Annotated in this window: 15 protein-coding genes; 4 read left to right on the top strand and 11 right to left on the bottom strand. The window is 53.4% G+C overall.

What is annotated here, in order from left to right; genetic code table 11:
- Positions 1–57 precede the first annotated feature (57 nt).
- The gene (fldB, locus tag OGX96_RS14860) at positions 58–579 is read left to right on the top strand and encodes a flavodoxin FldB (protein WP_003026933.1); all 522 of its coding nucleotides are present in this window, start codon (positions 58–60) and stop codon (positions 577–579) included.
- Between the two features lie 101 nt (positions 580–680).
- Here fldB and OGX96_RS14855 read toward each other — a convergent pair whose 3' ends face one another.
- Entirely contained in the window at positions 681–1,088 is a 408-nt protein-coding gene (locus tag OGX96_RS14855; RefSeq protein ID WP_003825515.1) for a protein YgfX, read from the bottom strand.
- The gene (gene sdhE / locus OGX96_RS14850) at positions 1,069–1,335 is read right to left on the bottom strand and encodes an FAD assembly factor SdhE (protein ID WP_003825514.1); all 267 of its coding nucleotides are present in this window, start codon (positions 1,333–1,335) and stop codon (positions 1,069–1,071) included. Before sdhE ends, OGX96_RS14855 begins: the two co-directional genes overlap by 20 nt.
- Positions 1,336–1,592: 257 nt before the next feature.
- Between sdhE and ygfZ the strand changes: the two genes are divergently transcribed.
- Positions 1,593–2,576 (top strand): tRNA-modifying protein YgfZ, encoded by a 984-nt coding sequence (gene ygfZ / locus OGX96_RS14845; protein WP_286583505.1) that lies wholly within the window; start codon positions 1,593–1,595, stop codon positions 2,574–2,576.
- A 131-nt stretch (positions 2,577–2,707) separates the two neighbouring features.
- On the opposite strand, the gene trhA is transcribed toward ygfZ, so the two are convergent.
- Together trhA and yqfB are read right to left on the bottom strand one after the other, a co-directional pair.
- Entirely contained in the window at positions 2,708–3,370 is a 663-nt protein-coding gene (gene trhA / locus OGX96_RS14840) for a PAQR family membrane homeostasis protein TrhA (RefSeq protein WP_071445549.1), read from the bottom strand.
- 163 nt (positions 3,371–3,533) lie between these two features.
- Positions 3,534–3,845 (bottom strand): N(4)-acetylcytidine aminohydrolase, encoded by a 312-nt coding sequence (yqfB, locus tag OGX96_RS14835; RefSeq protein WP_048225466.1) that lies wholly within the window; start codon positions 3,843–3,845, stop codon positions 3,534–3,536.
- Positions 3,846–3,897: 52 nt separating this feature from the next.
- Between yqfB and OGX96_RS14830 the strand changes: the two genes are divergently transcribed.
- Complete coding sequence (locus OGX96_RS14830) at positions 3,898–4,626, top strand: MurR/RpiR family transcriptional regulator (RefSeq protein WP_008785744.1); 729 nt, start codon at positions 3,898–3,900, stop codon at positions 4,624–4,626.
- 120 nt (positions 4,627–4,746) lie between these two features.
- Entirely contained in the window at positions 4,747–6,180 is a 1,434-nt protein-coding gene (gene bglA / locus OGX96_RS14825) for a 6-phospho-beta-glucosidase BglA (protein WP_198801773.1), read from the top strand.
- Between the two features lie 93 nt (positions 6,181–6,273).
- On the opposite strand, the gene OGX96_RS14820 is transcribed toward bglA, so the two are convergent.
- The 7 genes from OGX96_RS14820 to pepP all read right to left on the bottom strand — a co-directional run bounded on the left by OGX96_RS14820 (position 6,274) and on the right by pepP (position 15,875).
- Positions 6,274–7,017, bottom strand: a complete 744-nt coding sequence (locus OGX96_RS14820; RefSeq protein WP_149334914.1) for an SDR family oxidoreductase — start codon at positions 7,015–7,017, stop codon at positions 6,274–6,276.
- 77 nt (positions 7,018–7,094) lie between these two features.
- Positions 7,095–9,968 carry an aminomethyl-transferring glycine dehydrogenase gene (gcvP, locus tag OGX96_RS14815; RefSeq protein ID WP_003825499.1) on the bottom strand — a complete coding sequence of 958 codons (2,874 nt, stop codon included), beginning with the start codon at positions 9,966–9,968 and terminating at the stop codon, positions 7,095–7,097.
- 126 nt (positions 9,969–10,094) lie between these two features.
- A complete protein-coding gene (gene gcvH / locus OGX96_RS14810) occupies positions 10,095–10,484 on the bottom strand; it encodes a glycine cleavage system protein GcvH (protein WP_003026965.1) in 390 nt (129 codons plus the stop codon).
- A gap of 25 nt (positions 10,485–10,509) precedes the next feature.
- A complete protein-coding gene (gene gcvT, locus OGX96_RS14805; protein ID WP_250671733.1) occupies positions 10,510–11,604 on the bottom strand; it encodes a glycine cleavage system aminomethyltransferase GcvT in 1,095 nt (364 codons plus the stop codon).
- Between the two features lie 452 nt (positions 11,605–12,056).
- Positions 12,057–13,259 (bottom strand): FAD-dependent 2-octaprenylphenol hydroxylase, encoded by a 1,203-nt coding sequence (ubiI, locus tag OGX96_RS14800; protein WP_286583500.1) that lies wholly within the window; start codon positions 13,257–13,259, stop codon positions 12,057–12,059.
- A 115-nt stretch (positions 13,260–13,374) separates the two neighbouring features.
- Positions 13,375–14,553: a 2-octaprenyl-6-methoxyphenyl hydroxylase gene (gene ubiH, locus OGX96_RS14795; RefSeq protein WP_286583498.1), complete on the bottom strand. Its 1,179-nt coding sequence runs from the start codon at positions 14,551–14,553 to the stop codon at positions 13,375–13,377.
- Positions 14,550–15,875 (bottom strand): Xaa-Pro aminopeptidase, encoded by a 1,326-nt coding sequence (gene pepP / locus OGX96_RS14790; RefSeq protein ID WP_286583496.1) that lies wholly within the window; start codon positions 15,873–15,875, stop codon positions 14,550–14,552. The genes ubiH and pepP overlap by 4 nt, the downstream gene beginning before the upstream one ends.
- Between the last annotated feature and the right edge of the window lie 12 nt (positions 15,876–15,887).

Raw genomic sequence — 15,887 nt, 5'->3', positions numbered from 1 at the left:
TGCGGCGATTCTGTTACACTACCCGCAACGCTACAGCAGAATTGAGATGTTTACGTCATGAACATGGGTCTTTTTTACGGTTCCAGCACCTGCTACACCGAAATGGCAGCAGAAAAAATCCGCGATATCCTGGGTCCCGAACTGGTGACACTGCACAACCTCAAAGACGATTCTCCGACCCTAATGGAGCAATATGACGTGCTCATTTTGGGCATCCCAACCTGGGATTTCGGTGAAATTCAGGAGGACTGGGAAGCGGTCTGGGAGCAACTGGACGACCTCAACCTGGAGGGCAAGATTGTCGCGCTTTACGGTATGGGCGATCAGTTGGGATACGGCGAATGGTTCCTGGATGCGTTGGGTATGCTGCACGATAAACTGATCACCAAAGGTGTAAAGTTTGTCGGCTACTGGCCCACAGAAGGCTACGAATTCACCAGCGATAAACCCGTCATTGCTGATGGACAGCTGTTTGTTGGCCTGGCGCTGGATGAGACGAACCAGTACGATCTCAGCGATGAACGCATTCAGGCCTGGTGCGAGCAAATTCTTGGGGAAATGGCCGAGCACTGGTCCTGATAACCGATTTGCCGGATGACGGCGTAAATGCCTTATCCGGCCTGCATGACGCACCTAACTGTTGGCCTTCAAGCTGCGCGCCATCAGGCATGTGTCATGCGTTACCCTTGCTTCGCCTTTTGCAGCATCAACCGCCGTAAATCCCGCCACTCTGCATCATCCATACTGTCTGCTGCCAGCCACAAATGTTGACGTTTTCCGGCATCAGATCGCAAGCGTAGCATCATACCTGTTTTAACCATCCAGGGGGCGCTAACGATAGACCACTCTTGCCCTTGCCAGCGCAGACGGCCATCCATCAATAGCCGAATCTCACCCTGACAGGCGTTGATTCGACGCTGACTGCGAACGCTATCGAACACCACCAGAGAGAGCAAAACCAGCCATAATGGGGTGTAGCTCAATGGCCAGGGCATCAATAAAATAAACACCGCGACCAGCCCATGAATTAGCAGTGAAAGCCACTGCGCGCGCCATGATACGCGTAAATCAGATTGCCACTGGACCACGTTCCCGATTCCGTGTCTGGATAAGTCGCACCATCTGCTCCAGCTGCTCATCAGCTGGTTTCCCATGATTCATCAACCAGTTAAATAAATCTGGATCATCACATTCTAGCAGACGGATAAAGATACGTTTTTCTTCGTCACTTAAGCTGTCATATTCATGTTCGAAAAACGGCATGATCGAGATGTCCAGCTCGCGCATACCGCGGCGGCATGCCCAATGAATACGTGCTTTGTTGTTAATATCCATGTTCTTCTCCCTGTCTCGCGAAAACGAAGTATCCCGCTATTGTAACGTGTTTTTCCCGCTCTTTTTACGGGAATATCAGTAAACTGAAGCTCGCTCGCTAAATAAAACCTTATTAAGCCAAAGGATTCACCAATTTTGGATGTCTCCTCGCAAAGCACAATATATGGCACAAATAGCCTGTTTAAACCGCTTGCAATGGGCCATAGCTCTTTTACCATTAGTCATCATCACTGCGTTAAGCAAATCAGGACATTATTATGGCTTTTACATCTTTTCCTCCTCGCCAGCCTTTTGCGTCAACGCGTTTACCTCTGACGCTAATGACGCTCGATGACTGGGCGCTCGCCACCATCACCGGTGTCGACAGTGAGAAGTATATTCAGGGTCAGGTCACGGCGGATGTCAGCCAGATGACCGAGCATCAGCACCTGTTGGCTGCACATTGTGACGCCAAAGGTAAAATGTGGAGCAACCTGCGTCTGTTCCGCCGGGGTGACGGTTTTGCATGGCTTGAGCGCCGTAGCCTGCGTGATGCGCAGCTCACTGAGCTGAAAAAATACGCGGTCTTCTCGAAGGTGGCGATCGCCCCAGACGACGAGCGCGTCTTGCTGGGCGTAGCGGGATTCCAGGCACGTGCAGCGCTGGCCAATCTCTTTAGCGAATTACCGAACAGTGATAAGCAGGTCATTACCGAAGGTGCCTCCACGGTATTGTGGTTCGAACACCCTGCCGAACGTTTTCTGCTGATCGTTGATGTCACCACAGCAGAAACCTTGGTTGAAAAGCTGCGTGGCGAAGCTGAGTTAAATAACAGCCAGCAGTGGCTGGCGCTGGATATCGAAGCGGGTATCCCCGTTATTGATACAGCCAACAGTGCACAGTTTATTCCACAGGCTACCAATCTGCAGGCTCTGGGCGGGATCAGCTTTAAAAAAGGCTGCTACACCGGTCAGGAAATGGTGGCTCGTGCAAAATTCCGCGGAGCCAACAAACGCGCCATGTGGACTTTGGCGGGTGCCGCCGGTCGAGTACCGGAAGCTGGCGAAGACCTTGAATTAAAAATGGGCGAGAACTGGCGTCGTACTGGTACCGTACTTGCTGCAGTACAACTGGCCGATGGTCAGGTACTGGTGCAGGTTGTGATGAATAACGACATGGAGGCCGACAGCGTGTTCCGCGTTCGTGACGACGCAAAAACGCTGCGTATCGTACCGCTGCCATATTCGTTAGACGAAGAGTAATTGGTAGGCCTGATAAGCGCAGCGCCATTAGGCAATTCGGCACAGGCCGCCGGATTGCGGCATTGCCTCGTCCGGCCAACAAAATACAGCCCGGGCGAGGCGTTTACGCCGCCCCCGGGGTTGCACTGAATCTATGCGTGTTGCCCCACGTACAGATAGATCGCCAGGAAGTGGCAAACGCTGCCGCCCAGCACAAAACCGTGCCAGATCGCATGGTTATAAGGAATACGCTTACAGACGTAGAAAATTACGCCCAGCGAATACACCACACCGCCAACAGCCAGCAACGTCACGCCTCCCGCCGCCAACTTCACCGCCAGTTGATACACCACAATCAGCGAAAGCCAGCCCATTGTCAGGTAAGTCACCAGCGACAGAATTTTAAACCGGTGTGCGATGGTCAGTTTGAATAAAATACCGATCAGCGCCAGGCTCCAGATAACAATCATAAGTCCACGTGCCAGCGGCGAATCAAGCCCCACCAGCAGAAATGGCGTGTAGGTCCCGGCAATCAGCAGATAAATCGCACAGTGGTCGAACTTTTTCAGCCAGACTTTCGCTCTCTGATGGGGGATCGCGTGATACAAGGTTGAGGCGAGGAACAGCAGGATCATGCTGCCGCCGTACAGGCTATAGCTGGTAATCGCCATAGCGCTGGCATTGGTATCCACTGCCTGAACCAGCAACAACACCAGTCCGACAATCCCAAACACCAGCCCGATACCGTGACTGATGCTGTTGGCTATTTCCTCTGCCAGCGAATATCCCTGCGCGATTAATGGCTTCTGAACCATAACTTACTCCCGAGAAACGAACACTATCGTGATTGCTCCTCTAGCGTAACTGAGAATGGTTCCAGTGAACACCTGTTAGCTAAAATAATTAACAGATAAATATTTATCAATAAAAATCATGGTGTTAGTTTTTAAATTTCAGCTAACATGCGTACCATTAAAATCAAAGACATTTAAAATCAATCACATAAAATTGCGTCTGATCCGGGTAAATCTCGGCAATGACATGTTTAAGTTCTTCAAGCGTCATATTTTCCTGCTGGGCATGTTTATCCGTCAGCGTATCCAGCGTGACGGTTGAGGTGCCAACAACCTCAATCGTGCAGAAGTAACCGTCATCTTCGAAGCGCCCAACCCGTAAAATGTCCCCGGCTTTGAAGTGTGATTCAGACTCGTCACGGATAGTGATGGTCTTGCGTCCGGCCAGAATGTCATCCTGGAAACGCTGAAAAAAAGTGATGTCATTTGGCTGCATGTTATTATTCCCTGTAGATGAAGTCTGATGAGTGAGTTTTGCCATTGTGAGTATGTTCTCCCACGCTGCCATCGCCAGTCTCAACAATCTTGAGATGCTGGTCTACAACTATGTCATCAAAAACCGTGACAAAGTCATGTACATGACCATTCGCGAACTGGCCGATGCCGTGGGTGTTTCCACTACCACCGTACTGCGCTTTTGCCGCAAGCTTAAGTGTGAAGGTTACTCAGAATTTCGCGTGCGCTTCAAATTATATTTAGAGCAGAATGAACCGCAACAGGCTAATTTCGGTGCCAGCGAAATTATCAGCTTCTTTAAAGGCGTTAATAACGATGAGTTCGATAATCTGCTCGATCAGGCTGTTGATATTATATTATCTTCCGAACGTATTATATTCGTCGGAGCGGGAACATCCGGAGCCTTAGCCAAATATGGCGCACGTTTTTTCTCAAACGTTGGAAAATTCAGTAATCACATTGATGATCCTTATTTCCCGGTAACGAATGACATGGCCAGAAACGCGCTGGCGATCGTGCTTTCCGTTTCCGGTGAAACAGAAGAGATCCTGCGTTTTGCCAGCCAGTTCAGCCTGCATAACTGTAAGGTCCTGTCTGTCACCAGTCATGAACATTCGCGGCTGGCCAAATTGGCTGACTTTAATCTCTCCTGGCACGTTCCACAGACGCGCATTGCCGGGGTATACGATATAACCACACAGATCCCTGTTATTTATATTCTGGAGTCACTCGGCCGCAAGCTGGCGAAAAGAATAGCGTAAAAAAACAATCTGTTTTTTGGATGTAACAAATCACATTAGCGCTATTTTGTTATATCGTGACATTTATCTTTCCTTTGTTAGACTCAAAATCAGATTGTATTAATTTGAGACTGAGCGCAGATGAAAAAACTTACCTTACCAAAAGATTTTTTATGGGGCGGCGCGGTTGCGGCGCACCAGGTTGAAGGCGGCTGGAACAAAGGTGGCAAAGGCCCCAGTATTTGCGATGTACTGACCGGTGGTGCGCACGGCGTTCCGCGAGAAATCACTCAGGAAGTTGTGCCCGGTAAGTACTACCCCAACCACGAAGCCGTCGATTTTTACGGTCATTACAAAGAAGACATTAAGCTGTTTGCCGAGATGGGCTTCAAATGCTTCCGTACCTCAATCGCCTGGACGCGTATCTTCCCCAAAGGGGATGAAAGCCAGCCGAATGAAGAAGGGCTAAAGTTCTACGACGACATGTTCGATGAACTGCTGAAGTACAACATCGAACCGGTCATCACCCTTTCACACTTTGAAATGCCGCTGCACCTTGTTCAACAGTACGGTAGCTGGACCAATCGTAAAGTCGTCGATTTCTTTGTCCGATTTGCTGAAGTCGTTTTTGAGCGCTACAAGCACAAGGTCAAATACTGGATGACCTTTAACGAGATCAACAACCAGCGCAACTGGCGCGCACCGCTGTTTGGTTATTGCTGCTCCGGCGTGGTGTATACCGAGCATGAAAACCCGGAAGAAACCATGTACCAGGTGCTGCATCACCAGTTCGTGGCCAGCGCTCTGGCAGTGAAAGCCGCACGCCGCATTAACCCGGAAATGAAAGTCGGCTGCATGCTGGCGATGGTGCCACTTTACCCGTTCTCCTGTAAGCCTGAAGATGTGATGTTCGCGCAGGAATCGATGCGTGAGCGCTACGTTTTCACCGACGTTCAACTGCGCGGCTACTATCCATCATATGTACTGAACGAGTGGGAACGCCGCGAATTCAACATCCGAATGGAAGCCGGAGATAAGCAAATCCTGCGTGAAGGCACCTGTGACTATCTCGGATTCAGTTACTACATGACCAACGCGGTAAAAGCGGAAGGCGGCAGCGGCGATGCCATTTCTGGTTTTGAGGGCAGCGTACCGAACCCGCACGTAAAAGCGTCCGACTGGGGCTGGCAGATTGATCCGGTCGGTCTGCGTTACGCCTTATGTGAACTGTATGAGCGCTATCAGAAACCGCTATTTATCGTAGAAAACGGATTTGGTGCCTACGACAAAGTGGAAGAAGACGGCAGCATCAACGACGACTATCGCATCGACTATTTGCGCGCCCACGTTGAAGAGATGATGAAAGCGGTAACCTATGATGGCGTAGACCTGATGGGCTACACGCCGTGGGGCTGCATCGACTGTGTCTCGTTCACCACCGGTCAGTACAGCAAACGTTACGGCTTTATCTACGTGAACAAACACGACGACGGCACCGGCGATATGTCGCGTTCACGCAAGAAAAGTTTTAACTGGTACAAAGAGGTGATTGCCAGCAACGGCGAGAAACTTTGATTTTTTGCCGGATGGCGGCGTAAACGCCTTATACAGCCTACAGATTAAATTCCCGTAGGCCGGATAAGCATAGCGCCATCCGGCGATTAAATCCTACTTCCCGCCAGCCAGCTCCAGAAAACTGCCCGTTACGTACGACGCCTTCTCGCTCAGCAGCCAGGTAATCGCCTGCGCGACCTCCTCCGGTTGTCCTCCGCGCTGCATAGGCAACATCGATTTCACGCGATCGACCCTTCCCGGCTCGCCGCCTGAAGCGTGCATTTCAGTGTAGATAAGACCAGGTCGCACGCAGTTTACGCGGATCCCTTGCGCCGCAACCTCCAGCGCAAGGCCGGTGGTGAGCGTGTCCACCGCGCCTTTTGAGGCCGCGTAATCAACATATTCGAATGGCGCACCAAGCCGCGATGCCGCCGAAGAGACATTCACAATCGCCCCGCCTGGCCCTCCGTGTTTGAACGACATGCGCTTTACCGCTTCCCGACAACACAAAAAATAGCCGGTAACATTGGTCGCCAGCACGCGGTTAATTCTTTCGGCGGTTAGGCTTTCCACCGTGCTCTGTTCAAACAAAATCCCGGCATTATTCACTAACGCAGTCAGTGGTTCACCTTCACGGTCAATAGATTCAAACATTGCCACAACCTGGCTTTCATCGCTGATATCAGCCCGTAGAGCAAACGCCTTTCCCCCGGCAGCGACAATAGTATTCACCACCTCCGTTGCCGCACGGATATTGTGATGAAAGTTAACCGCAACCGTGTAACCCTCTTGCGCTAACTGCAGCGCGGTTGCCCGCCCGATGCCGCGACTGCCGCCAGTAACCAGTGCGATTCCCATGGATACCTCCAGATATGAAAAAGCCGGGAGGCGACTTCGCCTTACCCGGCCTACAAAAGCTTTACTGCGCGGAAAAGTTACTGATATTCGCTCATCGGCACGCAGGAGCAGAACAGGTTACGGTCACCGTAAACATCATCAAGGCGTTTCACGGTCGGCCAGTATTTGTTCGCCACACCAGCCGGGAAGACGGCGATTTCGCGGCTATAACCGTGATTCCACTCCGCGACCAGCTCGTTTTGCGTGTGCGGTGAGTTAACCAGCGGGTTATCTTCCAGTGACCATTCACCGGCTTTCACGCGATCGATTTCAGCGCGGATTGCCAGCATCGCATTGATAAAGCGATCAAGTTCCACTTTGCTTTCAGATTCAGTCGGTTCAACCATCAGGGTACCCGCGACCGGGAATGACATAGTCGGCGCATGGAAACCGTAATCGATCAGACGCTTGGCAATATCCAGTTCGCTGATGCCGGTCTCTTCTTTCAGTGGGCGAATGTCGAGAATACATTCATGCGCCACGCGACCGTCGCGACCGGTATACAGTACCGGATAAGCATCTTTCAGACGGCTGGCAATGTAGTTAGCGTTAAGGATAGCCACCTGGCTTGCCTGCTTCAGACCTTCTGCACCCATCATACGGATGTACATCCAGCTGATTGGCAGAATGGATGCGCTACCGAACGGCGCCGCTGAAACTGCGCCCTGACGGGTGAGCATTCCTTCAATCTGCACTACGCTGTGACCCGGTACGAACGGTGCCAGATGTGATTTGACGCCGATCGGTCCCATACCTGGGCCGCCGCCGCCGTGCGGAATGCAGAATGTTTTATGCAGGTTGAGGTGCGAGACATCTGCGCCGATAAAGCCCGGCGTGGTGATCCCAACCTGAGCGTTCATGTTCGCGCCATCAAGGTAAACCTGACCGCCAAACTGGTGTACAACGTCGCACACTTCACGGATCGTTTCTTCATACACGCCGTGAGTAGACGGATAGGTCACCATGATGCAGGAGAGATTCGCAGCATGTTGTTCTGCTTTTGCTCGCAGATCGTCCAGGTCGATGTTGCCGTTCTTATCACACGCGACAACCACAACCTGCATCCCCGCCATCTGTGCGGATGCTGGGTTGGTACCGTGGGCAGAAGCCGGGATCAGACAGATATCGCGATGGCCTTCGTTACGGCTTTCGTGATAGTGACGAATCGCCAGCAGACCCGCATACTCGCCCTGCGCGCCGGAGTTCGGCTGCATGCAGACGGCGTCATAACCGGTCAGTTTTACCAGCCACTCGGAAAGCTGGCCGATCATCTGGTGATAACCTTCTGCCTGCTCTGGCGGGCAGAACGGGTGAAGTTCAGCGAATTCCGGCCAGGTGATAGGGATCATCTCGGCGGCAGCGTTCAGCTTCATGGTGCAAGAACCCAGCGGGATCATTGCCTGGTTCAGCGCCAGATCTTTGCGCTCCAGCGAGTGCATGTAGCGCATCATCTCGGTTTCACTGTGATAGCGATTAAACACCGGATGGCTGAGGATCGCATCGTCACGCAGCATGCTGTCCTGAATGGAACGGCTGTCGAGCGCCACATCTTTATCCAGCGTATCGATATTCAAACCGTGGCTGTCGCCCAGCAGAACATTGAACAACTGCACCACGTTTTCACGGGTGGTGGTTTCATCGAGCGTAATACCTACCGCGTTATGGATATCGCTACGCAGGTTGATTTCTGCCGCTTCGGCACGCGCCAGAACAGCCGCTTTGTCGGCCACTTCAACACACAGAGTGTCGAAGTAGTGCGCATGGCGCAGCTTCAGCCCTTTCTGCTGCAGACCGGCCGCCAGAATATCAGTCAGGCGGTGGATGCGATTAGCAATACGTTTCAGGCCAACCGGACCATGATAAACGGCATACAGGCTGGCGATGTTGGCCAGCAGAACCTGCGAGGTACAAATGTTGGAGTTCGCTTTCTCACGGCGGATATGCTGCTCGCGAGTCTGCATCGCCATGCGCAGTGCGGTATTGCCCGCCGCATCTTTCGATACGCCGATAATACGGCCTGGCATGGAGCGTTTGAATTCGTCTTTAGCGGCGAAGAATGCCGCGTGTGGGCCGCCGTAACCCATCGGTACGCCGAAGCGTTGCGCAGAGCCGAAAACAATATCCGCGCCCTGTTTGCCCGGTGCAGTCAGCAGTACCAGCGCCATAAAGTCGGCAGCGACACTGACCACAACTTTACGGGATTTCAGCTCGGCAATCAGTTTGCTGTAGTCGTGCACTTCACCGGTGGTGCCAACCTGCTGCAACAGCACGCCAAACACATCCTGGTGATCCAGTGCTTTCGCCGCGTCATCAACAATGACGTCAAAGCCAAAGGTTTCTGCACGGGTGCGAACCACGTCCAGCGTTTGCGGGTGAACATCAGCCGCCACAAAGAAACGGTTGGCATTTTTCAGTTTGCTGACACGTTTGGCCATCGCCATGGCTTCAGCAGCCGCAGTGGCTTCATCCAGCAGAGAAGCGGAAGCCATATCCAGCCCCGTCAGGTCCAGTGTGACCTGTTGGAAGTTCAGCAGAGCTTCCAGACGCCCCTGGGAGACTTCCGGCTGATACGGCGTATATGCGGTGTACCAGCCAGGGTTTTCCAGCATGTTACGCAGAATAACCGGTGGCAACTGCACGGCGGTGTAGCCCATGCCAATGTAGGACGTGAAGCGCTTGTTACGCCCGGCGATGGCTTTTAATTCAGCCAGCGCAGCGTATTCGGTCGCCGCCTCGCCCACCTGTGGCGGGGTTGCGAGCTGAATGTCTTTCGGCACAATCTGGCCGATCAGCGCGTTTAACGACTCGGCGCCAACCGCATTCAGCATCTCTTGCTGCTGCGCGGCGTCCGGTCCGATGTGGCGTTCAATGAAAGCGCCGCTGTTCTCAAGCTGGCTTAACGTCTGTGTCATGGGCGATGGTTCCTGAAACGTGCAGTGAATCGTGATGGTCTCTAACTCAATGCCCGGTGGCGCTGACGCTTACCGGGCCTACATAAAACCGTAGGCCGGATAAACGCAGTGCCATCCGGCACAATCTTATTCGTCTTCCAGTAATGCCTCGTACGCAGTGGCATCCAACAGCGATTCAATTTCGCTTTCATCGCTGGCTTTGATTTTGAAAATCCAGCCGCCCGCATACGGTTCGCTGTTGACCAGTTCCGGGGAGTCGCTGAGCGCATCGTTAACCGCAACAATCTCACCGCCTACTGGCGCATAGATATCGGATGCCGCTTTTACGGACTCCGCAACGGCGCAATCATCGCCCGCGCTGACGGTGGCGCCTACTTCTGGCAGGTCAACGAAAACCATGTCACCTAACAGCTCCTGAGCGTGTTCGGTGATACCAACGGTGTAAGAACCGTCAGCTTCTTTGCGCAGCCATTCGTGTTCTTTGCTGTATTTCAGTTCTGCAGGTACGTTGCTCATCAATCAATCTCCAAAAAAGGATGAATTACGCGACGGCTTTGCCGTTACGCACAAAAACAGGTTTAGTCACTTTTACCGGCATTTCACGGTTACGGATCTGTACGATCGCAGTCTCACCGATACCCGCAGGCACACGCGCCAACGCGATGCTGTAACCCAGCGTTGGGGAGAATGTGCCACTGGTGATAATGCCTTCATGCTGGTTGCCAGAAGCATCGGTGAAACGCACCGGCAGCTCATTACGCAGCACGCCCTTCTCAGTCATCACCAGCCCGACCAGCTGTTCGTGGCCTTTTTCACGCTGCATTTCCAGCGCTTCACGACCAATAAAGTCGCGGTCAACCGGTTCCCACGCGATGGTCCAGCCCATGTTGGCCGCCAGCGGAGAAATACCTTCGTCCATCTCCTGGCCATACAGGTTCATACCCGCTTCCAGACGCAGGGTGTCACGCGCGCCGAGACCGCAAGGTTTGACACCAGCCTGTACCAGCGCACGCCAGAAATCTGCCGCCTTTTCATTCGGCATAGCAATTTCATAACCTGCTTCGCCGGTATAACCGGTGGTTGCGATAAACAAATCACCTGCCTGAACGCCGAAAAACGGCTTCATGCCTTCAACCGCATGGCGCTGCTCGTCAGTAAACAACGTAGCTGCTTTTTCCTGCGCATTTGGCCCCTGCACCGCAATCAGCGACAGGTCGTCACGAACGGTGATGTCGATGGCGTAAGGTTCAGCGTGTTGGGTAATCCAGGAGAGGTCTTTTTCGCGGGTGGCGGAGTTTACAACGAGGCGGAAGAAATCTTCAGTGAAGTAGTAGACAATCAGGTCATCTATCACGCCGCCCGAAGCGTTGAGCATCCCGGAGTAGAGGGCTTTACCCGATTTCGTTAGCTTCGCGACGTCATTTGCCAGCAGATAACGCAAGAACTCCCGGGTGCGGCTACCGCGCAGGTCGACGATGGTCATATGCGACACATCAAACATTCCGGCGTCGGTGCGAACAGCATGGTGTTCATCGAGCTGAGAACCGTAATGCAGTGGCATCATCCAGCCATGGAAATCGACCATGCGCGCGCCACATAGCGTGTGTTGTTCGTACAAAGGAGTCTGTTGAGCCATCTTTTCCTCGTTGAATAAGCGGGGCTACCAACTCTTTCGCGGTGAAATTTTCGCCACGAAACCCAGCACCGCAGCCGCTCCAGGGGCTACGACGCAAACGTTCTCTTTGTCCTGAACTTACCACCGAAACAGACGCTAAACCATAAGTCAAAATTAACCATCACATTAGCTTATGGCGAAAAACAGCCAGATCACCAACAGAATAAAACTCCATACATATAGCAATTAATCAGAACAACAAACAAAGGTAAGCGTAAAATCACAGCACCAATCCACATTAAATGTGGAAAAAATGTCAAAAATGGCGTTATGAAAAAAACGCAATATTAGAAAAACTAATGCGAAAAAAGGCGTGGAATTAGATTATTTCAAATGAGAGAAGCACCCCGGCGCGAAGGCCGGGAGAGGAAAGTGTGACGGGTCTCAAACTCTTAAGATTGTCCTTACGGACACTAACGTAACCACTCGGGAAGATCGTTCAGTCCCATCGCCTGACGGATGAGTTGTGGTTTTACGCCCGGGAGGGTATCGGCCAGTTTCAGCCCAATATCGCGTAGCAGTTTTTTCGCCGGATTCTCGCCTGCAAACAGTTCACGGAAACCCTGCATCCCCGCCAGCATCAGCGCTGCGCTGTGCTTACGGCTGCGCTCGTAGCGGCGTAAATAGAGATACTGCCCAATATCTTTGCCCTGACGTTGTAGACGCTTAAGCTCATCGATCAGTTCCGCCGCATCCATAAAGCCAAGGTTAACCCCCTGACCCGCCAGCGGGTGGATGGTATGCGCCGCATCCCCCACCAGCGCCAGACGATGGGCCGCGAACTGGCGGGCATAACGTCCCGTCAGCGGAAACGCCTGACGTTCGCTTTCAAGGCTGCACAGCCCCAGACGATTATCAAAGGCGATATTCAGCGCCTGATTAAACTCGTCAACGCTTGCCTGCTGCATACGTTCTGCTTCCTGCGGCGAGAGCGACCAGACAATAGAACACAGGTGTGGATCGCTGAGTGGCAGGAATGCCAGGATCCCCTCACCATGAAACGCCTGACGCGCAACCGCACCGTGAGCTTCCTGCGTGCGGATAGTCGCCACCAGCGCATGATGACGGTAGTCCCAGAAGGTGAGCGGAATGTCCGCTTTATTGCGCAGCCAGGAATTAGCACCATCGGCACCGACGACCAGACGCGCCGTCAGCATTGCGCCATCTTTGAGGCTGAGAAATGCCTCGTTCTCGCCCCAGGCCACCTGCTGTATTTCAGCTGGCGCCATCAGCGTAATATCCACTGAACGCTGTGCCTTTTGCCACAACGCATAATGGATTTCTGAGTTTTCAACGATGTGGCCCAAATGGCTGTAACCCATGCTCTGGTCATCAAATTCAATGCGTCCAAAGCTGTCTTTGTCCCAGACTTCCATGCCGTGGTAGCAGCAAGCGCGACGGGCAACAATGTCGGACCAGACGCCAAGACGGGTAAGCAGTTTTTCGCTGGCTGCATTAATGGCTGAAACGCGAAGCTGAGGAGGTGCATCCGCCACCAACGGCTGCGGAACATGTTGTTCTAATACAGCAACGCGCAACCCACTGCCCTGCAGGCCGCAGGCAACCGCCAGCCCCACCATGCCGCCACCAACAATTGCTACATCAACACTTTGCACTGTTTGTACCTCGAAACCTGTAATCCGTAGGCCTGATAAGCGCAGCGCCATCAGGCATTTTTGCGGGGACCCTTGCCGGATGTCGGCGTTGCCTCATCCGGCCTACAGGTCATATTTATCGTGCAACCCAACCCAGGGTCCGCTCCGCCAGCGCATCGCGCGCAGGGGTGAATAATTCCATCGCCATCAACCCGACATTGCGCCCAACAACCAGCGGGGCCCAGTGATTGGCAAACAAATACACTAAATTATTGGTCACACCAATCGTCGTCTCGCGATCGCGCTCGCGGCGCTGCTGATAGCGTGCCAGCACCGCATAATCACCCACATCTTCCGCGCCGTTCTGCGCCTGCGTCAACGTCTCAGCAAGGCTCATGACATCGCGCAGGCCAAGGTTGAAACCTTGCCCGGCAATGGGATGCAGCGTCTGGGCGGCGTTCCCTACCAGCACGGTACGATGGGTAATCGCTTTCAGCGCCGTAGTTAACGAAAGCGGATAAGCGCTGCGTTTACCAGACTGGGTAATACGTCCCAGTCGCCAGCCAAAAGCGGTTTGCAGTTCACGGCAAAACTGTTCGTCGGACCAGGCCATGATCTCATCACGCTGCTCCAGCGGATGGCACCACACCAGCGAGCAGCGACCGTCAGACATTGGCAGCATTGCCAGCGGGCCATATTGCGTGAAGCGTTCAAACGCTCGCCCGTCGTGCGGTACAGAGGTCGTGACGTTGGCAATCACCGCCAGTTGCTCATAAGGCTGTTGCAGCCAGTCAACACCGCAGGCAGTCGCCAGTGCGGAACGCGTGCCGTCAGCAGCCACCAGCAGGCGACCGGTAATCATCTCGCCATTCTCCAGCGTCACTTCAACGCGCTTCTGCGTGCGCGACACGCTGGCTACGCGGTCGGGGCAGTGCAATGTGACGCCAGGTGCTTTGCGCAGCAGCGCAAACAGACGCAGCCCGACGTCGTGCAGTTCTACCACCTGACCCAGAGCCGGAATACGGTATTCCTGCGCATCCAGCGTCACAAATCCGGCATGGCCGCGATCGCTGACGTGAACCGTTTTAATGGCCGTTGCGCAATCAGCAATCGCCTGCCATACGCCAATTCGCGCCAACTGTTGGCAGGTACCTGCCGCCAGCGCGATCGCCCGGGCGTCAAACCCGGGATGGCGGTCAGTTTCAGGTTCGCTCGCTTCTATCAGATGAACCGGCAGAGTCCCATGGCTGAGCTGAGAAATGGCCAGCGCCAGCGTCGCGCCAACCATACCACCACCAACGATAATCACGCTCATTGCAGTCGCGCCGCAGCCATTAAGGCTTCAATATCATCGGCTTTCGTCACTACGCTGGCGGTCAGGTTTTCATTGCCGTCCTCGGTGATGAGGATGTCATCCTCAATACGAATGCCGATACCACGATAGGCCGGCGGTACATCGGCATCCGGCGCGATATACAGTCCCGGTTCGACGGTGAGTACCATTCCCGGCTCAAGAATACGTGAGCGGTCCTGACCATAAACGCCGACGTCGTGCACATCCAGACCCAGCCAGTGACTTAGGCCATGCATAAAGAATGGGCGGTGCGCATTTTCGGTAATCAACTGATCGACATCACCGTGCAGAATGCCAAGCTTCACCAGGCCCGTAATCATGATACGCACCACTTCGCCAGTGACTTCCTGAATGGACGTTCCGGGACGATACAGACGCAGGCTGGTCTCTAAGGATTCCAGTACGATATCGTAGATTTCACGCTGTGCTGGGGTAAATTTACCGTTTACCGGGAAGGTACGCGTAATGTCACCCGCATAGCCTTTGTATTCGCATCCAGCGTCGATTAGCACCAGATCGCCATCGCGCATTTCACTTTCATTTTCGGTGTAATGCAGGATACAGCCGTTTTCACCGCTGCCGACAATCGTGTTATAGGACGGATAACGCGCGCCATGACGGGTAAATTCATGGTGAATCTCCCCTTCTAACTGGTATTCAAACATTCCCGGACGGCATTTTTCCATCGCGCGGGTATGCGCCAGTGCGGTGATTTCTCCGGCACGACGCATGACCGCAATTTCTTCCGGTGATTTGAACAGGCGCATTTCATGCACCATCGGACGCCAGTCGATAATCGCGGCAGGCGCGTGCAGATTTTGTCTGGAGCCTTTGCGCAGTTTATCCAGCGCCGTGCACACAATCTCGTCGGCCCAGGCATACTCGCCCTGGGCGTGGTATACCGCGTCCAGACCATTGAGCAGTAAATACAGCTGTTGGTTGATTTCACTGAAGGCCAGCGCCCGGTCAACGCCAAGTTTTGCCGGGGCAGCATCCTGGCCCAGACGGCGGCCAAACCAGATTTCCGCTGTCAGATCGCGAACCCGATTGAACAAAACGCTGTGGTTATGAGTGTCATCACTTTTAATCAGCACCAGCACGGCTTCAGGTTCGTTAAAACCGGTGAAGTACCAGAAATCACTGCTTTGGCGGTAGGGGTATTCACTGTCCGCGCTACGCGTCGCTTCCGGTGCGGCAAAAATCAGCGCGGCGCTGCCGGGCTGCATTTGTGCCAGTAAAGCCTGGCGACGACGCTGGAATTCTTGCTGAGATATCTCGCTCATCACACTCTCCTT

The sequence above is a fragment of the Citrobacter sp. Cpo100 genome (assembly GCF_030332595.1).
Taxonomy (GTDB): domain Bacteria; phylum Pseudomonadota; class Gammaproteobacteria; order Enterobacterales; family Enterobacteriaceae; genus Citrobacter; species Citrobacter portucalensis.
This window is presented reverse-complemented; position numbering and strand designations above follow the sequence as displayed.